13 protein-coding genes and 1 tRNA gene are annotated in these 22844 nt (G+C 56.5%); 2 read left to right on the top strand and 12 right to left on the bottom strand.

What is annotated here, in order from left to right; all coding sequences use genetic code 11:
* Nucleotide 1 precedes the first annotated feature (1 nt).
* The 4 genes from P8935_RS02005 to P8935_RS01990 all read right to left on the bottom strand — a co-directional run bounded on the left by P8935_RS02005 (nt 2) and on the right by P8935_RS01990 (nt 7935).
* The gene (locus P8935_RS02005; protein ID WP_348263336.1) at nt 2-1744 is read right to left on the bottom strand and encodes a GMC family oxidoreductase; all 1743 of its coding nucleotides are present in this window, start codon (nt 1742-1744) and stop codon (nt 2-4) included.
* Between the two features lie 52 nt (nt 1745-1796).
* Entirely contained in the window at nt 1797-4337 is a 2541-nt protein-coding gene (locus P8935_RS02000; protein ID WP_348263335.1) for a prolyl oligopeptidase family serine peptidase, read from the bottom strand.
* Nucleotides 4338-4746: 409 nt separating this feature from the next.
* A tRNA-Ser gene (locus P8935_RS01995) sits at nt 4747-4839 on the bottom strand.
* 219 nt (nt 4840-5058) lie between these two features.
* On the bottom strand, nt 5059-7935 hold the full coding sequence (locus P8935_RS01990) for a hypothetical protein (RefSeq protein WP_348263334.1): 2877 nt from the start codon (nt 7933-7935) through the stop codon (nt 5059-5061).
* Between the two features lie 208 nt (nt 7936-8143).
* On the opposite strand from P8935_RS01990, the gene P8935_RS01985 reads away from it, so the two are divergent.
* The gene (locus P8935_RS01985) at nt 8144-11185 is read left to right on the top strand and encodes a carboxypeptidase regulatory-like domain-containing protein (RefSeq protein ID WP_348263333.1); all 3042 of its coding nucleotides are present in this window, start codon (nt 8144-8146) and stop codon (nt 11183-11185) included.
* Between the two features lie 551 nt (nt 11186-11736).
* The gene (gene fucP / locus P8935_RS01980) at nt 11737-13065 is read left to right on the top strand and encodes an L-fucose:H+ symporter permease (RefSeq protein WP_348263332.1); all 1329 of its coding nucleotides are present in this window, start codon (nt 11737-11739) and stop codon (nt 13063-13065) included.
* A 74-nt stretch (nt 13066-13139) separates the two neighbouring features.
* On the opposite strand, the gene meaB is transcribed toward fucP, so the two are convergent.
* The 8 genes from meaB to P8935_RS01940 form a co-directional block, all read right to left on the bottom strand.
* Nucleotides 13140-14144: a methylmalonyl Co-A mutase-associated GTPase MeaB gene (gene meaB / locus P8935_RS01975; protein ID WP_348263331.1), complete on the bottom strand. Its 1005-nt coding sequence runs from the start codon at nt 14142-14144 to the stop codon at nt 13140-13142.
* Nucleotides 14145-14216: 72 nt separating this feature from the next.
* Entirely contained in the window at nt 14217-16355 is a 2139-nt protein-coding gene (gene scpA / locus P8935_RS01970) for a methylmalonyl-CoA mutase (protein ID WP_348263330.1), read from the bottom strand.
* A 2-nt stretch (nt 16356-16357) separates the two neighbouring features.
* Entirely contained in the window at nt 16358-18106 is a 1749-nt protein-coding gene (locus P8935_RS01965; protein WP_348263329.1) for a methylmalonyl-CoA mutase family protein, read from the bottom strand.
* Nucleotides 18107-18108: 2 nt separating this feature from the next.
* A complete protein-coding gene (locus P8935_RS01960; protein WP_348263328.1) occupies nt 18109-18636 on the bottom strand; it encodes a VOC family protein in 528 nt (175 codons plus the stop codon).
* The gene (locus P8935_RS01955; RefSeq protein WP_348263327.1) at nt 18633-19019 is read right to left on the bottom strand and encodes a biotin/lipoyl-containing protein; all 387 of its coding nucleotides are present in this window, start codon (nt 19017-19019) and stop codon (nt 18633-18635) included. Before P8935_RS01955 ends, P8935_RS01960 begins: the two co-directional genes overlap by 4 nt.
* 30 nt (nt 19020-19049) lie before the next feature.
* Nucleotides 19050-19481, bottom strand: a complete 432-nt coding sequence (locus tag P8935_RS01950; protein WP_348263326.1) for a hypothetical protein — start codon at nt 19479-19481, stop codon at nt 19050-19052.
* Nucleotides 19482-19491: 10 nt separating this feature from the next.
* Nucleotides 19492-21120, bottom strand: coding sequence for an acyl-CoA carboxylase subunit beta (locus P8935_RS01945; protein ID WP_348263325.1), 1629 nt, complete (start codon nt 21118-21120; stop codon nt 19492-19494).
* A 313-nt stretch (nt 21121-21433) separates the two neighbouring features.
* On the bottom strand, nt 21434-22810 hold the full coding sequence (locus P8935_RS01940) for a hypothetical protein (protein ID WP_348263324.1): 1377 nt from the start codon (nt 22808-22810) through the stop codon (nt 21434-21436).
* Nucleotides 22811-22844: the final 34 nt, after the last annotated feature.

Here is a 22844-nt window from a genome sequence, read left to right as displayed (position 1 = left end):
GCTATAGCTCTCCTCTTTTGGCTTGGTCGAGCAAATACTCAGATGTCTTCCACGACAGGGCCATGATGGTTAATGTGGGGTTCTTATCGGGATTCGTGACGAACGGAGCAGCATCGGCCACAAAGAGATTCTTGGCGTCGTGAGCCTGGCAATTCTTGTTCAGCGCTGAGGTCTTTGGGTCGCTGCCCATACGAACGGTGCCGAGTTCGTGGATGATAGCGCCGCCTTCGGAGATGCGCCCAGAGGGCTGCTGTTCGAGTGCATTGCTCGCACCGGCGCTACTCTTCTGGGGATGCCGCCGGGTACCACCAATTACGGTTCCACCTGCGGCCTCGATGATAGAGCGGAACGTCTGCTGCATATCCGCCGCCATTTTGGTTTCGTTTTCGCCCCAATGCCAGTGAAAGCGCAATACGGGAATGCCCCACTTGTCCTTCACCTCGGGGTCTAGTTCGCAGAAGGACTTCTCGTTGGGAATCATTTCGCCACGCCCGCTGAATCCAATGAAGGTTCCGTACGAACTGCGGCATTTCTGTTTCAGGCTGACGCCGTAGCCTTCCTCTTCTTCGCAAACATAATCGAAGCCGCCGACGCCTGGCATGTCGCGGCCGCCTCCAAACTCGATGTGGTATCCACGGAGAAATTCGTTCTTCTTCCCGAAACGCCACCATGGCATGTACATGTGCATGCCGCCAACACCGTCGTGGTTATGCGCCGGCATTCTTTCAAGTTGCGGAAAGTAACCTGTCAGATCGCTGCCGACTGAATCGGTGAGGTAACGGCCGATGACACCTGAGGAATTCGCAAGCCCGGCTGGGAAGCTCTGCGAGCGGGAATTCAATAGCAGGCGCGCGGACTCGCAGGCACTCGCTGCGACTACGACAGACTTGGCATAGACCCGCTGTTCGCTCTTCGTGGACTTGTCGATGTAGGAGACGGCTTCGACTTTACCGTTGGCGCCCATCACGATTTCGCGGGCCATGGCGTTAGCAATCATCGTCAGACGGCCGGTTGCCACTGCGGGAGGAATCATGACCTGGCTCGAACTGAAGTTCGAAGCGGTTCTGCAGCCGCGACCGCACTGCGCGCAGTAGTGACATGGATCGCGATCATTCAGCGGCTTGGTCAGAATGGCGAGGCGCGACGGTATGCAGGTGATATTCAGCTTGTCGCAGGCCCTCTTTACAAGGGTCTCAGTGCATCGCGGCTTGGGTGGAGGCATGAACACGCCGTCTGGTGCATTGGGGACATTCTCCTTGGAGCCGAACACGCCGATGTAGGATTCCACCTTGTCATAGTAGGGCGCAAGTTCCTCGTATGTGATGGGCCAGTCGTCCCCGTTCCCATCGGTGGAGTGGGCACGAAAATCAGCGGGGCCAAACCGGAGTGCGATGCGCCCCCAGTGATTTGTTCGGCCTCCCTCGATGCGTGATCGGAACCAACGAAACGATGAGCCGGGTGCTGTCGTGTATGGCTCGCCATCGATCTCCCAAAATCCGTTGGGCGCCATGAATTCGTTGCCGATGCCACTCTGCTTGCCTCCGACTCCGACGCCGCGATGGGGAAGCTGGAATGGCCATACATGCTCTTTGAAATCTTTATCCGGGTTGAGCCGCGGTCCGGCCTCCAACATCACGACATTCAGCCCGCCTTCAGTCAGCACCTTCGCAGCGGTCCCACCACCCGCGCCTGATCCGATGATGCAGACGTCATACACTTTTCTGAGCGGATTCAATTGCAGCATCGAGTCTCTCCGAGGATGTAATGTGCGAGTGAAGGCGTCGGCCTTCGGTCTACTATCGCGGGGGCGCGTTCTTTACGTATTTGTCGAACCAGCGCAGCATCTCGTAAATCAGCTGTTCATTCGACTCCATTGCGCTATACCAGTGCGGCTCGTGCGGGAGAATCACCAAGCGGGCGGTACCGCCATTGCCGCGAATCGCCTCGTAAAGCTTTTGCGATTGCAGCGGAGTCGTCCCGGGATTCGCGTCTTCTCCACCGTGGATGATCAGCAGCGGGATCTTCAATTTGTCTGCGGAGAAAAACGGCGAAACCTTCATATAAACATCCGGTGCTTCCCAAACCGATCGGCGCTCGTTCTGAAAACCGAAGGGCGTGAGCGTCTTGTTATAGGAGCCGCTGGTAGCGGCTCCGGCACGGAACAAATTGGAGTGCGCTACCAAGTTTACGGTCATCAAGGCGCCGTGGCTGTGCCCCGTCACCCCGATCCGATCGGGGTCGGCGACGCCAAGCCTCACCGCCTCGTCCACCGCGGCCTTTGCATCTGCGACGAGCTGTTCCAGATACGTGTCGTAAGCTTTCTTCGGATCGCCGACGATGGGAAACGAAGCATTGTCGATGATCGCGTAGCCACCAAGAAGCAGCAGCCTGTATTCGTACAGTCGCGTGAATGTCTCTTGCGAACCTACAACCTGACCAGCCTTTGAAGGGTCGGCATAGTCCAGCGGATATGCGTAAAGAATCGTCGGGACACGCGTGCCTTCCTGATATCCGGGAGGAGTGTAGAGCGTGAACGACAGATCCAGCCCGTCGGCGCGCTTGTACTTGACGAGTCTCTTTTTGATAGCGCGCACTTCGGGTGTCGCGTCTGGAATGTGGGTGATCGCAACGCTCGTGGATGCGAAGGCGGCTTCGCCTGCAGGACCTTTAAGCGGTTCGCCAAGTGTTCGTTCAAACGCATTCGGTGCGTCGACCGGCGATTGGTGCCAGGTGAGGAAAATTTCCGGGTTCGGTCCGGTAAATGAGAGAAATCGCTCGTAGGATGTTTTTTCGCTGCGAAACAGGCGCTCGGATTTCAGGGTTTTGAGATCCAGACGATCAAGAAACGGCCGGTCCCCATCGGGCGAGGAGCCGGTTCCCGACAGATAGATCCGATCTCCGTCCTGCCGAACCACCGAGAATCCATTCGCGAGCTGGTGTTCCACTGGATAGCCGGGATTTGCATAGTGCTCGTCCGTGGAAAGATCCCAGAGCAGGTGAGGTTTTCCCTTTTGATCATCGACGTCGATGATGAAGGACCGCCGCCAATGGCGGTTCTCGTCGTATTCGTTCAGAAGAGCAACGCTGGCCAGATCACTCCAATTAAAGCCTTCATAACGTTGCTCGGTGCGCGTGATTTCTTGAGCTGGCGAGTCAAATGGCGCTTTCTGCAACATGATCTTGTCGCGAGCAGGAACCTTGACATTCCAGTCGCCGCCATCGAGCGCCTCGGCCCACACCAGCGTCGCGGGCTCCGTCGCACGCCAGGAGAACTCCCGCGGACCCAGCGGAACGCCCTGAATAGGAACGCGATCTGCCAGCGGAAGAGATGCGATGGTCTTAACAGAAATGTGTGAGGGCTCGGATACGTTCCACACTTCAACTTCCTTCGGGAACCGATCGTACGTGGTGACGTACGAGTAGGGCTTGTGGATCGCAGTTACCAGGAGATGCTGTCCATCCGGCGCGGGACTGAGCGATTCATAATTCCCCGGCTTGCCCACCGGGGTAATCGTTCCGGTGGCTGTATCGACTATGGCGAGTTGCGAAGCCGCATAGTAATCGAAGAGATCTTCGTCATGTTTGTTGCCGAGCGTGTCGCGGTTTTCGTAAGTGCTGCTCTGGCCTTTCTCGCCTCCCGTCTCCTGGATGCTCGGGCCAATCGGCACGACGGGCTCCGGCGGCGGTGCGCCCATTCCCTCGGGCACCAGCTTCACCAAAAGCCTCTTCTGATCAGGCATCCATTGCATCGCGTCGTTGAACATCGGGTTCAGGCGGACGCCAGATACCTGATGGACTTCGCCTGTCTTTCCATCGCCGATCCAGAGTTCAACCGAGTCCAGCGCTAGATTCACGAACGCGAATCGTTTTCCGTCGGCGGCCCATACCGGGATGCCCGGGCATGCCCCCACCGGTAGCTCCACATGTGTTTGCCTATGGTCGGCGATTTGCACCAAATCGTAGCTGTCGGCGCATGGAGTGATCCCATAACCGCCCGGGGTGTCGTGCTTGCTGTGATTCCTCGGCTCCACGCGCACGCCCGCGAGTCGCAGGAAGGGCGTCGCAACTCGTGAAATCGAGGGATAATCCTGCAGAGACAACAGTAGAATCGTGTCCTCTGTCGGGCTCACCAGTGGGTAGGGCGGAGAGGGCGCTCGCATCACATCGAGGATGTTTTTCGGCGGCAGATTGTACCCTGATGTGCTCTCGAGGGGACTCGATGCGGCCGGAGTCGTATTCGGCAAAGCAGAATTTGCTTGCGCTGAAAGGTGGACACACGCTGAAGACGCGATCAACGCTCCCACGAAAAGGCTGCTCAATGTATCCCGCACTGGCATAAACTTCCTCCGCTCAAATTCATCGGCAGTGAGCAAGTGACAAAATGACACTCCGTAACTTTGGACAACCGTTAAAAGTATGAAGGAGAGGATGACTTGCTCGATGATCGATTCATCCGGGGCTTTGCTGAAGGTTCAAGATTACGAGCCAGTATACCCGTCGTTTTCGTAGCCGCGTCGAACGCCATCCCGAGCCAACGAATTGAGCGTCCGCCGTCAGCGCCCTTATCGTTGAGGGGGCCTGATGGATAGATTTGAAGTTCCACAGCACTTTGCTCCACCAGAGAAAGGGCACCTTCAAAGGGAAGTTAGCGACGCGGAGAGGATCGGGGAAAAATCTGTGCAGAATTGGCCCGAAGGCCGGAGACTTAAGAGGTTTAAGTTATTGATTCTAGATAACTCAGGTTGCTGGCGGAGAGAGGGGGATTCGAACCCCCGATAGAGCTTTTGACCCTATAACGGTTTAGCAAACCGCCGCCTTCAGCCACTCGGCCATCTCTCCGGACTCAGATCGGATTATAGCGGAATTCGCCATTTCTCGGGTTTTGTCTTGCATATATGCCTCTGAGAAAAGAACAGCAATCAGACACCGAGACCCCAGGCGGCTCGACAGTTCAATGGTTCTCTTCTCTGTTTTTACCCCTGAACATTACAGCGCGGCTTATTCTGACTCCTTTAGGATGCGAGCGTCTCAGTCATAGTCGGCTCTTCGAAGAGCACCCTATCGATCGTCGTCATCGTCAGGCGAGGCGTCAGCACCTTTAGGGAGTTGTCGAGGATCGGGCTTCACGGTCACGGGTTGGGACAACGTCTGGCCGCCTACCGTCAGTCGAACGGTGTAATCGCCGGGCTGCAGGCCTGCGATTGTGCGGGAAGGACGCGAGGGCTGGGCGGCCGGTTTCGGTGCCGGTGCGCCTGCCGGATGACACGCATCCTTTGGCGGAAGAGAAATCTGGCGTCCACCGAAGCCGCGGGGAGATATCACATTGAGAACGGCACGATGCATGCCAGGCGTGGAGGATGGAGGAGGCACAGGTTCCAGCCAGTAAGCCTGTACGTTGATCGCCTCAGTGTCGACCGGCTTCACCGGGGTGTCGCTGGCCACGCATGCCGCCACTTTCCCAGTGGCATCTACAAGTTCAAGTTTGAGGGGGCCGCTCGGCGCGGACTTTAACCAGTAATACGCCACGACGCCTGCAGGAGGATTCTTCTCCTGCGGTTCTTCATGCGGCAAAGGCGTGCCGTTCTGGCTACCCTGGTGAATCGCGAGCGACTCGCCGGGCGTGAATAGAAAGGCAGGGGACGCTTCGATTTCCGTACCGCGGCTTGCAATCTGGCGCAGTGCGCTCATCTGATCGAGCACCCAGAATCCACGGCCGAAGGTTGCTACTGCAAGGTCGTCGCCGTGCACATCGATGTCGCGGACCGAGGTGACCGGCATGTTGAGTTGCAACGGCTGCCAGTGGTCACCATCATTGAACGAAACATAGACGCGCAGTTCAGTCGCGGCATAGAGCAAGTCTTTTTGCTTGGTGTCTTCCTTGATGGAGTTTACAAACGCGCCTTCAGGAATTCCTTCGACGATGTTTTTCCAGGTCTTTCCCCCGTCATGCGTGCGATAAATGTAGGGCCGATCATCGGCGAGCCGATGGCGATCGACAGACGCAAACGCAGTCCCCACGTCGAAATGGCTTGCTTCGATTTGCGAGACTTTGCTCCACGCGCTCATCGGTGGAGGCGTTACGTCTTTCCAGTTCGCTCCGTCGTCAGTTGAGACGTGGATCAGACCATCGTCCGTGCCGACCCAGATAGTTTTCGCATCGAGCGGCGAAGGGCTGATGGTATACACAACTCCGAAGCGGTCGGTCATCTGCTGATCGATATCTTTCGCAGTGACCGGGTCGAGCGTCTTGGGGACGTCGGGATGGAGACGGGTAAGGTCGGGGCTGATCTTTGCCCACGTCTTGCCGCGATCGCGTGTACGGAAGACGAATTGGTCTGCGTAGTAGAGCGCTTTGTCGGCGGGCGAAAATACCTGCGGCAATGTCCAGGTTCTACGCTCGGGATCGCTGGGATCGGCGGCGGGCAGTTCTCCTCCTGCGGGCGCTGGAAGATTCAGGCCCTGGTTGCAGCGGTGGTCTCCATTGCCATATAGAAAGTTGCCGTTATCGGGATCGGGGACGACGGTGCTGCTTTCGCCCGCCTCACAAGTTGGCTCCCAATTGCGAAAGCTGAGCGTGGACATGCGCGACCAGGTGCTGACGCCAACTCCGCCGGAGTCCTGCTGCGCACCATAGAGCCAGTAGGGGAAACGGTTGTCGGCAGCCAGATGATAGACCTGCGCGGTGGGCTGGTTGTACCAGGTGCTCCATGTCTCCGCGCCATCGACTGATACAACCGTACCTTGATCGCTGGAGAGCACCATGCGGTTTCCGTCCTTCGGATTGATCCAAAGCTGGTGATAGTCGTCGCCGCCGGGAGCGCCTTTTACCGGGACCCACGTCTTCCCGGCATCGAGCGTCATATAGGTCGCTGTGTTGATGTCGTACGCGCGATCAGGATTTCGGGGGTCGACGGTAATCTGGCCGAAATACCAGCCGCGGCCCCAGAGCCGCTGCTCGTTGTTGACCAGTCTCCAAGAGGCTCCGGCATCATCAGAGAGGTAGATTCCTCCGGTAGGTTTTGGTGTTGGAGTCTTCTCCGCACCGGGAACTGCACGAAAGCCACGAGCGATCGCAGTGCCAAGATCATCGACGACCGCGTAAAGCCGCTTGGAGTTGCTCGGGGCAATGGCGATGCCGATCTTGCCCACGAAATCGTCATTCGGAAGTCCGCCTGTTAGCTCATGCCAAGTATCGCCGCCATCAATGGACTTATAGAGACCCCCGCCGGGCATGTTGGATGGAGCATAAACAGACCACGGCGGACGGCGTGTGGCCCACAGCGAGGCGTAGATGATCTTGGGGTTTTGCGGATCAAGTGCAAGGTCGATTGCACCAACGCTGTCGGGGTCCTTCTCGCTGGCGAGAATCTTTTTCCAATGCGCTCCACCATCTGTTGAGCGATACACGCCGCGCTCCGGATTGGCTTTGTAAACATGACCGAGGGCGGCTACATACACATTGTTAGGATCGGCTGGATCGACGACAATTTTTCCGATCTGGCGGGTCTCAGCAAGACCGATTGAGTGCCATGTCTTCCCGGCGTCGGTAGACTTAAACATGCCGATCCCGTAAGAGTGCTGGCTGCGGATATCCGGCTCGCCGGTGCCGACATAAATAATGTTGGGATCAGACGGGGCGACGGCGATAGCGCCAATGGAGCCAATTGGAATTCCGGTAACGGGATCATCCGCAATGGGAAACCAGGTGCGGCCGGAGTTCTCGGTCTTCCATACGCCACCGCCCACCGAACCCATATAGAAGGTGTCGGGCTGCGACACATTCCCCGATACGGCATAGGTGCGGCCGCCGCGCATAGGGCCGACGTCGCGCCATTCAAGACCGGACAACATCTCTGCTGAATATTGTTGGGCTGCTAACGGAATCGCAAAGAGGATGCAAAGAGACGCGGCAAGGTGGCGGCGGCCAGCGGACATGGAAGGGCTCCGATGAGTACATATTTTTAGTTGAACTGCAGGGGAAGCAAACAGATGCAATTGATTGGGATTGTAAAGGAATTAAGTAGCCACGCAGGAGGAAGATAATGCAGTGTGTTGGGGGAATGTCTTCAAGTTCGTCGAACGATGCGTTTGGACTATGCGAAAATCCAAGAAAAGAGGAAGAGCCGGGCTTTTCAGCTTCAGGATGTCCAAACCAACTAAAAACTTCGCTGCGCTTTTCTTGGTGATGCTCTGGGCCGGTACTTTGCTGGGCCAGAAGGTTGAAGGATCGCTGCGCGGAACGGTACTGGACGCAACCGATGCGCGAATTCCGTCGGCGAGAATCGAACTCCACGCAATCGATGGTGCATCGACACGAAGTGTGTTGAGCGATGACCGGGGGCTTTTCAGAGTGGAGGATCTCGCTCCTGGAAAATACCGGGTAGTCGTTGAAGCTACGGGATTTGACAACGCAGTGGCTAATGTCTCGATCGAGGTGAGCAGCAGTCGCGATATTGCCGTTACCATGCAGCCCTCTGTGGTCCGGGAAAAGATCAACGTGCGGGCAGCAAGCTCTTCCATTGCTACGCAGCCGATCGATCTTGCGAGCCAGATCCACAAGAGCGTAATTACCTCGGGCGATCTTGAAATGCTGCCACTCTCTGACCGAAGCTTTGCCAACATCGCTTACCTTGCTCCCGGCACCGAGCCCGTTGAGCCGTCGGATCCGACTAAGGCGCGCATCACTGCAGTTTCTGCCGGCGGGAGTTCCGGCTTGAACAATGAGCTATCCGTCGACGGCGCCGACAACTCCGATGACTATATTGGTGGTTTCTTGCAGAATTTCTCGCCAGATTCCATTCAAGAATTTGCGGTAAGCACCGCGCAGGAAGATGCGGATACTGGCGGCACCACCGCTGCCTCTGTTGTGATCACAACGAAACGCGGTACCGACAACTGGCATGGAGACGCCGCCTTCTTCGAGCGCGCTGCAGCTCTTAACGCACGCTTTCCGATTGAGAATCCGACGCCTGATCCGAAGCAGCCATTCTCGCGCCAGAACTACGTCGGCACGCTCGGCGGTCCCCTGCGGCGCCAGAAGCTATGGGCATTCGCAGCTTTTGAACAGGTTCACGAAGACGCCAGTATTGCCTACAGTCCGGCCAACATGGCGGAGTTCGATGCACTTGCCGCACTGGCCTCTGACGGCTTGATTCCTGGCGTCGCTTCGATTTCTGTACCGGCCAATGTGCCGATACCGTTTCGCGATAGCTTTGGATCGGTGCGGTTGGATTGGACGCAAAACCCCAGATCGTCGTGGTTTCTAAGGAGTTCTCTCGACACGTATACGACCCACAATAACCTCGTTCAGCAAGGGACGCTTCCCTCTACTGGTCTGCTGACACACAACAATTACCTCAATGCGACTATCAGTAACGACTTTATCTTCAACTCGACCTGGCTCGGCAGATTCATCGCTGGTGGCAGTGGTCTGCGACTGACGCAGCATCGCAACTCAGATCTTGGATTTGCGCTGGCGTTTCCATTCAGTTCCACTTCGCTCACCGTATCGGGTTTCGAAACGTTTGGAGACAATCAATTCGAGACTCCGATCACTTATTTCCCTTCGCAGCGGAGCCAGGAAAAATATCAGCTGCGTTATGACGTGACCAATGCACGGAGCGGGCACGGAATTCGGTTCGGGATCAACTTCATCCACGAGCCTGTGCTCAGCGGAGCATTTCCCTCCAACAACGAAACGCTCTATCAATTTCCGCAAGACCCGAGCTATTACATTGCCAACGCCGCGAATCTTAACCAATTTGCGACCGATATGCAGGCGGGTGCGTCTATCTCGAATCTGGGAGGCGGTTTTTCGCAGAATGTGCAGCGGTTGGCCCTGTATGCCGAAGACTCATGGCGCGTCACGAAAAGTCTGACAATCAATTACGGCCTCCGCTACGGTGCTACATTCGGCCTGTTTGAAGCTTCGAATCGAAGCCAGAGCGCCAATCCCGCTTACATAACATTGCAAGCTCTCGAGATTCCTCTGGTGACCAACATTCCCCGCGATGATCGCAAGCAGCTTGCCCCCCGGTTTGGCTTCGCCTTTTCTCCTGGCGTGAACGGCAGGACGGTATTGCGCGCCGGTATCGGCATCTACGCGGACGATCTGGCTCAAGGTGGGTGGGCCACAGCATTTCAGGCCGTCCACACTCTTCCCGGTCCCTGCGTCGATCCGGTTACAAATTCGGGTGGCCCTGAGAATGCGGGGTGCGTTCCCGGATCATCCTCGGGCGGGAGCGGCAATCTGATTGCGCCCAGCTACAAGACCCCCTACGCAATTCACATCACTGGAGGATTGGAGCATTCCTTCCGAGAGGGTTGGTCGCTGAGCGCGGATTATACGCACGAACAAGGGAACCACGGTTATCGTGCCTATAGTTATACCGGCGGCACAAATCTCAGTACTCCGTTGCTGCCGTCGACCAGCGCCGCGCAAGCCGACGTGGTTCCAGATGTTAACGTCTTTCACTCCGACAATCGATCCAGTTATAACGCGCTCATGTTTCACCTCCAGGGAAGCGTCGCCAAGCGATTGAACTTTGTGGCGAACTACACATTTGCCAAAGCCCAGACGTGGGGATGCGTACTCGGCGAATTATTCGACTACGTCAACGGCGTATGCAATCCGCTCGACGCTTTCGGTCCGGGCGACTACGGACCATCAGGTGAAGACGTTCGCCACCGCGTGGTCCTGGCCGGAACTTGGCATGCGCCCAAGGGAATCGCTATCAGCACGCTTACTCAACTGGAGAGCGCGCGGCCTTTCACCATCACTACTTCGGACAACGCAGGACGCATCCAGATCAACGGCATTCCGACTTCGCTGGACCAGTTTCGCGGGACACCCTATATACAGTCTGACCTGCGCGTAGGGAGGCCGATCAAAATCGGCGATCATCAGACAATTGCGCCCTTCGTTGAATTCTTTAACCTGTTCAACCGGAATAATCCCGGCGCCAACTACGTAACGAACATTGCCGCTCTCCCGGTCCCGGCCGCCGAGGCCCAAGCCGGCAACATCACGCACGTTTGTGCGAACGCCGACTGCACGGCCGTCGATCCAATCGCCAGTCCCAGCCAGCTGCGTGTTGCGGGCGGAGCATTAGGAGATTTCTTCGGCCCGGGAACGACTGTCGGCACTCCGTTCGCGGCGCAGGTCGGCGTCCGCTGGGATTTCTAACTGCTCTTGTCCGAGGGGAAAATCTCGCGGACAAATCGCAACGAGAACGAGACATCCCGCGTGGAAATGTTCTGCATCCAAGCGCAAATTGAGGGTTGCATAAGATCGTGACCACTTGCCAGGGTAGAAGGGAAAAGAGATGAAGAATTTCAAATGGTTCTTGCTCGCAGCAGGCGTGGTGGCGATTGGAAGCATGGCTATTTCGCTGGCCCCCGATATAGCCAGGTATGCCAGAATAAGAGCCATGTAAGCTCTGTAAATTATTCCGCCCTCTAGAGCGACCGCTGCATAAGCAGCTGCCGATTCGCAGGAAGTCTTCGCTCGAGCAAGCCGCACCATCAGCATTCCCTATCGACTGCACAAGTCTAAAGAAGACAACGCGTCCCATACCCGCCTTTGAAATCTCAACTCGCCACGTCAAAGACCTATATGCTCTTGCCGTCTATGCCGTCGCCATGGCAGAGTTGATGTTTCATATTGATCGATGCGCCTTTAGCTGCCATTCGAGATTCGCGAGTTCGTGTGGGACTTTGCGCAGAAGGGTATTTCCGATGTCCGTTAGTTCCCCCGAGAATAAGCTACCGCAGACCGGGCAGGCCCATCCGCGATTGATTCCGCACGGTGTTCTCATTCCGTTCGTGCTGGTGACAGCGCTGTTCTTTCTTTGGGGCGTTCCGGCGAATCTAAACGACGTTTTGATCCGGCAGTTCATGAAGTCGTTTGCCCTGTCGCGCTTCCAAGCAGGACTGGTGCAGTCCGCGTACTTTATGGGCTACTTTCTCCTGGCCACGCCGGCTGCGCTTCTCATGCGTCGCTTTGGATATAAGTCGGGGTTCATTATCGGACTGCTACTGTTCGGAATCGGAGATCTTCTCTTCTGGCCGGCCGCAATCATCGGACGCTATTCCTATTTCCTTGCAGCACTGTTTGTAATCGCAAGCGGACTGGCATTTCTTGAGACAGCCTCCAATCCGTTCGTCGCTCAGATAGGCGATCCTTCATCCGCGGCACGGCGACTCAATTTCGCCCAGGCATTCAATCCGCTCGGCTCAATTACCGGGGCGCTGGTCGGCACCGTGTACATATTCTCAGGAATCGAACTCAGCGGATCGCAGGTGGCCGCAATGCAGGCTGCGAGCACCTATACGGCCTATCTGCGCACAGAGACCATGCGGGTTGTCGCACCCTACATGGTGCTGGGCATTGTCGCGATAGTCTGGGCCATTCTCATCGCTCTTACGCGCTTTCCCGTCGTTGCAGGCGAACACCAGGCAGAAGGAGAAAGCCAGGGAAGATTTCGAGATCTGCTCGGCTATCCCACATTTCTGTTCGCCATCGTCGCCCAATTTATGTATGTCGGGGCGCAAGTGGGCACGTGGAGCTACTTCATCCAGTATGTCCAGGACTCGACGCATCAGCACGAGAAAATGGCTGGCTATTTGCTTACGGGTACATTGGGCGCTTTCGGAGTAGGCCGATTTGGATCGTCAGTCATCATGCGCTACGTACGTCCTCATCGCTTGATGGCCCTCTATAGTGTGATCAACATCGCCCTGGTCGCCATCGGTGTGCTCTTTCCTGGATGGGTCGGGCTTTGGGCCATCTTCCTTACAAGTTTCTTTATGTCTGTAATGTTCCCAACGATATTTGCTTTGGGCATTGAGGGGCTGGGCAAGAATACCAAGATCGGCGGCTCCCTCATCGTGATGTCCATTGTGGGAGGAGCTGTTCTAACGCCGGTAATGGGGTGGATTTCGCAATCTACGCATCGCATCTCGCTGGCTTACACGGTTCCGCTTTGCGCTTATTGCGTAATTGCCATGTATTCCTTCCTTTGGCAAAGGATGCAAACGGCGGAGAACCAACAGCTGCGCGCGTGACTTGTCGATTGACTGCATTGCGCGCACATGAAGCCGCCGCACACTCACAAAAGTGAAGATCGTTAGCTGCCGCTCTATTTAGATGCGAAAAGCGCAAGCAGTTCGCGAACCGCAGAGGAGGCATTTATGCTTCCGGCAAGCACCCTCTGTTCAAGCTCAAGCATGCTCTGCTGAACGGCTGGATTGGAGCGAAACATCTGCATCAATCCAATCTCAATGCTGTCGTGCATCGAGCGACGCGCCTGATCTTGCCGCGTGCGGTAAAACCAGCCTGAAGCTTTTGTGATGGCGTCGTGCTCGAGGATGCATGACCACAAATCAGCCACAGCTCGTCCACTATGCGCCGAGCAGCACATCGCGCGCGACGTCCAGCCGGAGGGCGAAGCGGGCAGTAAATGCAATGCGCTTGCTGCTTCAGTGCGCGCTGTTTCGGCGGATTTGATATTGTCACCATCGGCTTTGTTGACTACGACTACATCAGCCAACTCCATCAGCCCGCGTTTGATGCCCTGCAGTTCATCTCCTGCTCCCGCGAGCGTGACCAGCATCAAAAAGTCGACCATGCCGCCAACGGCAGCTTCCGCCTGGCCAACGCCCACCGTTTCAACCAGAATGTTTCGGAAGCCGGCCGCCTCACACAACAAGATTGCATCGCGCGTGTTCTGCGCCACACCTCCATGAGCGCCGCGCGATGGGGAGGGGCGAATAAACGCCATCTCGCTAGCCGCAAGAAAGGTCATCCGCGTCTTGTCGCCCAGAATGCTTCCTCCGCTGAGTTGGCTGCTGGGGTCAATCGCAAGCACGGCGATTTTCTCGCCGCGTTCAGTAATCAAATGCTTTCCGAGAGCTTCGATCAGGCTGCTCTTGCCTGCGCCGGGAATTCCGGTAACTCCTACGCGAATCGAGTTTCCGCTCGCAGACAAGCATCCCTCGAGAATCTCATCGGCGATCTGCCGGTCAGTGGCACGCGAGCTTTCAGTCAGCGTGATGGCGCGGGCCAGCACGGAGCGATCGCCTCTGAGAATACCTTCGACGTAAGTCGCTGAGGAAACCCTCCGCTCGCGTTTTGAGACATGCATCGAACGAGTTGGAGGTAGGGGAATGGCGCAACCTGGCTTGATCTGAAGCGCGCTGTCGTTTGCGTTGGCCAATCAGTCGCCCCCAACGCGGCACCCGCTAAGAAGTTGAAGCATGTGCTGTGCGGCCACTGGAATGACTGTGCCCGGACCGTATATTCCCGCGACGCCAGAGTGATAGAGAAATTCATAGTCCTGCGGCGGAATCACACCGCCCACCACAACGGCGATCTCTTCGTGGCCCAACGTCCGAAGTTCCTCGATCAACGCCGGCACCAGTGTCTTGTGACCAGCAGCCAGCGAGGACACACCAACGACATGGACATCGCTATCCACGGCAAAGCGAGCTACCTCTCGAGGAGTCTGGAAAAGGGGACCGATATCCACGTCAAAGCCAATGTCGGCCAATGCCGTCGCAATCACTTTGGCACCGCGATCGTGTCCATCCTGCCCCATCTTGGCTACAAGGATGCGTGGCCTTCGTCCCTCTTCCCGTTCGAACTCGATGACCATATCGCGTGCCTTTTGAAACTCCAGCGCATTAGCAGAGGCGGCGGAATAGACCCCCGCAATCGACCGCGTAACAGCCTCGTAGCGCCCCCAGACTTTTTCAAGAGCCGAAGTAATTTCCCCGAGCGTTGCTCGGGCACGGGCAGCATTTACAGCGCATTCGAGCAGGTTGCCGTTCCCAGAAACCGCGCACTCATTGAGGAGTTGCAGCGCCGCCCCGACCGCTTCTGGTTCGCGTTCAAGCCTCAGTTGTTCTAACCGTGCGACCTGGGCAGCACGCACCGCAGCATCATCAATGTCGAGAACCGGGATCTGCGGTTCTTCTGACGCACGGTGCATATTGACTCCCACGATCACATCTTTGCCAGAGTCGATGTTTGCCTGCCTGCGTGCTGCTGCTTCCTCAATCCGCATCTTGGGAATACCGGCTTCAATCGCCTTGGTCATTCCTCCCAGCTCTTCGACCTCTTCGATAAGATCCCATGCTGCATGCATCAACTCATGCGTTAAACGTTCCACATAATACGAACCGGCCCATGGGTCGATCACACGCGTGATTCCGGTTTCGTGCTGTAGATAGAGTTGCGTATTCCGGGCAATCCGCGCGGAAAACTCTGTAGGAAGAGCAAGTGCCTCATCGAGTGCATTGGTATGCAGCGACTGCGTGTGCCCCAAAGCCGCGGCGAGTGCTTCGACGCAGGTGCGGACCACATTGTTGTAGGGATCCTGGGCCGCCAGACTCCATCCGGAAGTCTGGCTGTGTGCGCGTAGAACCAAGGATTTTGGATTCTTTGGTTCGAAGCGCTTCACAATTTTTGCCCACAGTACGCGTGCGGCGCGGAGCTTGGCAATCTCCATGAAATGATTCATGCCGATGCCCCAGAAGAATGAAATGCGCGGCGCGAAGTCGTCTACACTAAGACCGGCCTTGACTCCGGTACGCAGGTACTCGAGGCCGTCTGCCAGCGTGTACGCCAATTCCAGATCCGCAGTGGCTCCGGCCTCTTGCATGTGATAACCACTCACGCTGATGCAATTAAACCTCGGCATTTTGAGCGCGCAGTAGCGGAAGATATCGCCCACGATGCGCATAGATTGCGCAGGCGGGTAGATATAGGTGTTCCGCACCATGAATTCTTTGAGAATGTCGTTCTGAATCGTTCCGCTCAGTTTCTCAAGAGGAACTCCTTGCTCCTCGGCCGTAACAATATAGAAGGCCATGATGGGGAGTACCGCGCCGTTCATGGTCATCGATACGGACATCCGATCCAATGGAATCTGATCGAAGAGGATCTTCATGTCGAGGATCGAATCGATAGCAACACCCGCCTTGCCGACATCTCCTGTCACGCGCTCATGGTCGGAGTCGTATCCGCGATGCGTGGCGAGATCGAACGCGACCGAGAGACCCTTCTGTCCGGCAGCAAGGTTGCGACGATAGAAGGCGTTCGACTCCTCCGCGGTAGAAAAGCCCGCATATTGTCTGATTGTCCACGGTTGCATGACGTACATCGTGCTGTACGGTCCCCGCAGGTAGGGTGGCAGCCCGGCAGCATATTCGAGATGCTCAAGTCCCACGAGATCCTCCCGCGTGTAGGACCGTTTGATCGCAATGTGTTCCGGCGAAAGCCATTCGTCGCTCCGCACTACGGAACCAGTTATCGCGTCTACTTTGAAGGCGATCTTTGAGAAATCCGGACGCATCTTTAATCCTTGATTCCGATCATCTGTTGGATCTTTGCGAGTACCTCCACAGCATTGCTGCGGAGATGAATGAAGTCGACGATGCCGATGTTTCTCAGCTCCTCTGCCGTGTCGGGGTTTCCGGCAATGATGACTCTCGCGGGTCTGTTATGCTTTCTGAGCCTTTGCACCAACTCGGCGGCAATTGGAGGATATTCCACATCTGAACTGCAAAGAACGACCAATCTCGCATCGGAGTCAGCGACACATTCTGCGCTCTGAAAGACAGCCTTGTTGGTTACAAGTCCGGCGCACGCCAGAAAATCAGCGGCAAATTGAGAGCGGGCACTCCGCATCTTTGTGTCGCCAATTTCAGCGAGAAGAATGTGCGGCTGTTCGCCCGTCTGATTTATGAACTGCTCAGTGCGCAGGCGAAGTGTTTCGAAAGACTGTGCGGCCCGGGCGACGGAGCCGGAATGCGACGCATCAACGCGAGCCAATGCCTGCTCAGACGCATCCGCAAAGCGGTTTGTGCCTGTGAAAGTGCGCCGCCGGTTGGCCACTGCTTCTTCCCGCGAGGTCATTCGTCTATCAAGCACCGATGCAATTACCCCGCTTGCCAATGCTCTTCGAAATCCACCCGCAGTCTCGAGTTCTTGAAACAACTTCCAGGCCTTCGATGCGATTGAATTGGTGAGAGCTTCAATCATGTAGGATCCGCCGACCGGATCGACAACCCGCGATAGAAACGCCTCCTGCTTCAAAATAACTTGGGTATTCCGCGCTAGCCTGCGGCTGCTGTCGTCCGGATGCCGGAAGCACTCATCGAAAGGAGATATCGAAATGGAGTCTACGCCGCCAAGTGCCGCTGAGATTGCCTCGGTAGTCGAGCGCAGAATATTGGTTTGCGGATCATAGACCGTCGCGTTCCAATAGGCGGTGCGTGTGTGGATTAAAGGCCGCGCTGCAACAATGGCGCCTTCAAAGCATTCAACTACCTTCGCCCAAACCAGGCGAAAGGCACGCAGTTTCGCAATCTGGATGAAGAACTCTGGACCGATCGCAAAAGCAAACGACATCGATCCGGTGATGCGATCGATGCTGAGACCTCTCTCCCGCATCTCGGCTATAAAATCTACGGCAGCCGAGAGCGCGAAGCCTACTTCCTCCAAAGAGCCGGCTGCCCGTTCCTGGAACTGGTCAGCATGAATCACAAATGGCCTGAAACCGGGAGGCGCATTGCTAATCAATTCCGCGGACAATTCGAGGTCGGCAAGAGGATCAAGGTCGGCCGAGATAATTGTGCTGTGTGGGCGATTGCTGAGTCTCTCCACAAGCAGGCGCACGAGCCTTGGCTCTGACCCAACAAACGCTACCGGGATTTCATGGAGATCGGCGAGGAGGATCGCAAGGTCGCCGGGATTTTCAAGTTTAGTATGACGAAATGCAATCTCCTCCGCTCCTGCGGCAAGAACTTCGCGTGCGGATTGATTTGCATCTTCGGCGTCGACAAGATTGACCTCTTCGCGAATGCGCCAGTCCCCCGATGAGCGTCCGCCTCGAACGAATGGAAACTTTCCAGCAGGAGCGTCGAGAAATTGCAGCCCAGCGAGGTCTTCCGCCCGGTAATAGGGCTTTACCGCAAGGCCTTCTTCCGGATGCCAGATCAATTTGGACGCATATTCCGCGCCGGTAATCTTCTCGCGGATAATATGTTCCCACTGCTCCGTACTTACGGGCGGGAACTCCGAGAGAAAGCTTTCGGTAGCCATCACTATCTACTTTCAGGAGCTTCAACGATTTCGAGCAGGACTCCGAACGGGGAATCCTCCCTGGATTTTGGATGAACAAAAAATACCGTAGTACCACGAGAGCCTTTACGAGGTGCAGCATCGATCAGTCTGAAACCCTGCTCTCGCATTGCAGCGAAGGCGTGTTGGGCGTCCTTCACACGAAATGCAACATGAGCCAACCCACCGCGTCCGCCATTCTTATCGATCATCTTCTGCACTGGAGAATCGGCATCGAGAGGCTCGAGCAACTGGATCAGGTTGGGACCGTCTCCAATCTGGAGCAATGCTTCGCGCACCTGGTCGGAGCCGAGCACTTCTTCGCGATGAATCTCACGAAAGCCGAGCATCTGGTACGACCTTATCTGGCCTTCCAATTCCCCCTGACGCACGGCAATGGCCACGTGATCGACAAATAGAATTCCCGGAACCGCGCTCAGAAGCTCATCTACCACTGCGGTGCCATTCTCATAGGTGTTTCCGATTTCGTGTATAGCGAACGCTTGCGTCATTCAAACTCCACGAGCAGTTGGTTAACTTTTACAGCAGATCCTTCGGTGACCAGAACGTTCTTCACCGCAGCTGTTTGCTGCGCCGTGATTTGCATTTCCATCTTCATAGATTCCAGAACCACGACGACATCGTTCGTCTGAACCAGCTGTCCCGGCTCAACTTCAACCTTGACCACCATGCCGGTCACTGGACTGCGGCACTCTTTCTCACTACTTGCCACTTCACCTGTTTGTGCGGCGATGATCATCTCGGGTGGCTCGGCAGCAACATACGCTGCGGGGGCGGGCGGATAAGGCGGATACTCGGGTGCGGATCCCTCCGCATCGAGAATTTCGACTTCGGCCTCATAGGCCTTGCCATCGATCGTGATGCGAAGCTTCAATGCGCTCTCCTGTATCTTCTGCTTTGCAAACTACCTGCGGGCGCGAGCATTATGCGATCCCTGCACAAGCACGCGTCCCTGCTGCGACCACGAACTCGTCGCAGGTTTTATCGACCGAATTTGTACATTCTGACCTATGGCCGCCACCGCTGCGGCCGTGATCACTGCTTGAATATCAGGTGCGACGGCATCTGACTGTTCCTGATCTCGCGTGTCATCCAGCAAGCTTGAATCAGCTACGCTTTGCGCTTCCGCAGTCAACTCCGATGCCGCATGATGCTCGGCGAGGCGGGTTTCCAAAGCACGAATGGCGTCGTCGAGTGCCGCCAGCTGATCTGCAATTTGCAGATGACGTTCGTTAACGATCTGCCGAAGTTTATGCAGCAACATCAGGTAGCTGACCGCACAGCCAGCACCAACGAATGCCAGAATCAGAATCAGGTCGGCCCAGTGTATCGTCACGATCGGGTCCTCACAGCGGAATCAATCCATGCTTCTTTTGTGGCCGCAGTTCGCGTTTGCCATGCATAGATTCAAGGGCGAGCGCAAGGTATCGCCGCGTCTCAGCCGGTTCAATAATTTCATCGATGAGGCGTCTTCCAGCGGCAACATAAGGGTTGGCAAATGTCTCGCGATATTCTTCGACCAGCTCCTGCCGGCGTGTTGCCTGGTCATGCGAGGCTTCAATTTCATGCCGAAAGACAATCTCGGCTGCTCCCTCAGCTCCCATTACGGCAATCTCCGCAGTCGGCCACGCCACCACGCGATCTGCACCGAGTCCCTTGGAACACATCGCGATATACGCTCCACCGTATGCCTTGCGCAGAACCACCGTGATCTTGGGAACTGTCGCCGCGGAGTAAGCAAACAGCAGTTTGGCGCCGTGACGGATGATGCCTCCGCGCTCCTGCTCCACGCCGGGTAGAAATCCGGGCACGTCGACGAAAGTCAGAAGCGGAATATTGAATGCATTGCAGAAACGCACGAAGCGCGCGGCCTTGTCAGAGGCATTGATATCGAGCACACCCGCCATCGCGTTCGGCTGGTTGGCCACAATACCCACTGGGCGTCCCTGAAGTCGTCCAAAGCCGATCACGATGTTCGGCGCAAATCCGGGTTGGATCTCAAGGAAGTCGTTGTAATCAAGAACGCGCGTGACAATGGCGCGTACGTCGTAAGCAATCTTGGGATCAACCGGCACAATCGAGTTCATGTCGGAGTCAGACTTGATGCGCGAATTGAAAGGCATGCGCGGCGGGTCTTCAAGATTGTTTGAAGGCATGAAGCTGAGTAGGCGGCGACACAACTGCAGCGCCTCCTTGTCGTCCTGTGCGATCAGGTGCACTACGCCGGACCGGTTCATCTGCGATTGCGGTCCGCCGAGGTCCTCGGCAGTCACATCTTCTCCTGTCACCTGCTTGATGACCTGTGGACCGGTAATGAACATCCGCGCCTGGCGAGTCTGAATTACAAAGTCAGTCAACGCGGGGCTGTAGGCTGCCCCTCCGGCGCAAGGGCCGCAAATCACTGCGATTTGGGGGACCGTCCCTGACAGCTGCACGTTTCTGTAGAACACACGCGCATAGCCGTCGAGACTATCGATGCCTTCCTGTACTCGCGCGCCGCCGGAATCATTGATGAAGACGAAAGGCGTTCCGGTTTTAAGCGACATGATCATCATTTCGACGATCTTGCTGCAATGCACCTCTCCGGCCGCGCCGCCCAACACGGTGAAGTCTTGGCTGGCAAGGTGAATGAGGCGGCCTTCGACCGACCCTGCTCCGGTGACTACACCGTCAGCGGGAACCTCTTTGCCGGCCATGCCGAACAACGAGGCGCGATGAAGGGCAAATGCGCCAACCTCTTCAAAGCTCGATTTGTCGACCAGAGCTGTGATGCGCTCGCGGGCGGTAAGCTTGCCGGATGCGTGCTGCTTTTCGATCCGTTCCCGCCCTCCACCAAGCTCGATCGCAGCACGTCGGGCTCGCAGGTCAGCGATCCGGTCCTGCATTGTTTTGGCTTTTACGCGTTCTTCCAGCCTGGCCATCGCCGCTCCACATTCGAGGTCCCAACCTGATTGCCAGTGCAGCCGAACTGCCATAGCCGCGCTGAACTCATCCGCACTGCATCGCATCCAGCGGAGTGACTTTAATCGGTCCGTAACCTCCGCAATTCTAAGCGGGTATAGAACGCGGAGATGTGACCCAGTTCACGTTGCAGGAGCACATAGGCCTGAGAGGCGGAGAGGGGGCGGGGCAAAATCGGCAACCACGAATTGCACCAGTCACTCGAGAGGGCGGCTCGAACAAAACTCAATCATTAACTGTCTAAAAATCAATAATTTGCAGAGGTCGAAAGTCATACGGACCCTACCAACAGAAGTGCCTCGAGCTCGCACTTTGAAGCCGGAAATGTCAGTTTCCGATCACCAGCACCTGAAAACTGCTGTCGACTGCGCTCATCTTCAGCGGCGCACCATTGATCGGCGGGTTATTAAGTATGGCACCATAAATAACGCTGGCAAGATAGACCTCGCCATTGGAAGGATTGATAGCCAGTGTGCGGGCATTCTGGCGCGTGGGCAAAATCTGAACGACGGAGTAGGTGTCCGTCACATCCTGGCGGATGATAGTCAGGCTTCCAGAATTACCGCCGTTCGAAGTAAAAATGAGACCGCGATTCGCGTCGTAGCCAATGGCGTCTGCGCCGATGCCAATTGGGAGAGTTGCCACCGTCTGACCGGTCTCGGCATCTAGCGCCACCATGCGCATATTCGTGCATGCCGCAAAGATTCGCTCGTGAGCAGTGTCAAGAGCGAGAGCACGCGGACGCTGGCAATTAGAGTCGAGAGAAAGCGGGTGGGGAAGAGCGTCCGCCGGGGGCGCGATCTTCGTTCCGGAAGTCCAATCCAGCAAAAGCCCTTTTTCTGCAGCATTCAGCTGCTGCGATGCCGACCGCGAGTTCGGCGCAGTTTGCGTTCTCACTGCAGGTTGCGTACTCGCTTGCGTAGGCTGTGTCGTACTCGGCCTCGCAGAGGTTTGCGTATCGATGATGCGATGAATCGCAGAGCCGATTGCCTGTGCATCCATTTTCAGAATCTGGTTGCGATCTGAGACCGTGATGTATACACGTCCGTTACCATCTCCCTCAGCAAAGCCGAGACTCCCGGAGACCGCGATCTGCGCAAGAGAAACTCTGCGCTCTACATCGATTACCGTTACCGTCGAGATCGGACCGCCCTGGGGCGAGGTGGGCGCACTGTCGCCGCCCGGAGCGTTGGCTCGGCGCAAAGATGATGCGGTGCGCTGAGGCGGCCTCGTCGACGGGCTCGCGGCAGGTGGGGTTGTTTGAGAGCCAACTACAAAGAGCAGCCCGCTGGTTGGGTCCAGGGCCATGGAGCGCGGCGACGGCCCGGTGGGAATATTCGCAACGATCTGAAACGTGCGCCGGTCGAATACCCGCACGAGATCCGCCGGACCGTCGCTGACATATCCGTAAGATCCTTGCGCATCCAGGACCACGAAATGGGTTTCGCGCATGCCCCTGACCACTCCGGCGACCGTGCCCGTTTCAACATCCACGACTTGAACGGAAGGTCCGTGGGCGATAAACAGCTGCCGCGCCGTCGGATCCATGGTCAGATAATCCCAGTCTCCGACGCCTCCGACGACCCAGGTCTTCGTAATGAAAAACGGGTGAGATGGAGTACCGGTGGGAGGGGGCGGAATGGGTGTCAACTGCGCAGAAGCAGTACCGCACACTACAAGTGCGAGGCTCAAGAACACCCTCATCGTTGACCGCTCCTGTAGACTTTGACGCACTAAG

This window comes from Telmatobacter sp. DSM 110680 (assembly GCF_039994875.1).
GTDB lineage: Bacteria > Acidobacteriota > Terriglobia > Terriglobales > Acidobacteriaceae > Telmatobacter.
The sequence above is the reverse complement of the archived record's forward strand: the minus strand, read 5'-3'. Positions and strand labels throughout refer to the sequence as shown.

Excerpts from the sequence above, each read along its gene's own strand:
- P8935_RS02005 (WP_348263336.1), bottom strand. The coding sequence starts at position 1,744 with ATGCTGCAATTGAATCCGCTCAGAAAAGTGTATGACGTCTGCATCATC.
- P8935_RS01960 (WP_348263328.1), bottom strand. The coding sequence starts at position 18,636 with ATGACGCAAGCGTTCGCTATACACGAAATCGGAAACACCTATGAGAAT.
- P8935_RS02000 (WP_348263335.1), bottom strand. The coding sequence starts at position 4,337 with ATGCCAGTGCGGGATACATTGAGCAGCCTTTTCGTGGGAGCGTTGATC.
- P8935_RS01990 (WP_348263334.1), bottom strand. The coding sequence starts at position 7,935 with ATGTCCGCTGGCCGCCGCCACCTTGCCGCGTCTCTTTGCATCCTCTTT.
- P8935_RS01945 (WP_348263325.1), bottom strand. The coding sequence starts at position 21,120 with ATGGCAGTTCGGCTGCACTGGCAATCAGGTTGGGACCTCGAATGTGGA.
- P8935_RS01965 (WP_348263329.1), bottom strand. The coding sequence starts at position 18,106 with ATGGCTACCGAAAGCTTTCTCTCGGAGTTCCCGCCCGTAAGTACGGAG.
- meaB (WP_348263331.1), bottom strand. The coding sequence starts at position 14,144 with ATGCATGTCTCAAAACGCGAGCGGAGGGTTTCCTCAGCGACTTACGTC.
- scpA (WP_348263330.1), bottom strand. The coding sequence starts at position 16,355 with ATGCGTCCGGATTTCTCAAAGATCGCCTTCAAAGTAGACGCGATAACT.
- fucP (WP_348263332.1), top strand. The coding sequence starts at position 11,737 with ATGTCCGTTAGTTCCCCCGAGAATAAGCTACCGCAGACCGGGCAGGCC.
- P8935_RS01940 (WP_348263324.1), bottom strand. The coding sequence starts at position 22,810 with ATGAGGGTGTTCTTGAGCCTCGCACTTGTAGTGTGCGGTACTGCTTCT.
- P8935_RS01985 (WP_348263333.1), top strand. The coding sequence starts at position 8,144 with ATGTCCAAACCAACTAAAAACTTCGCTGCGCTTTTCTTGGTGATGCTC.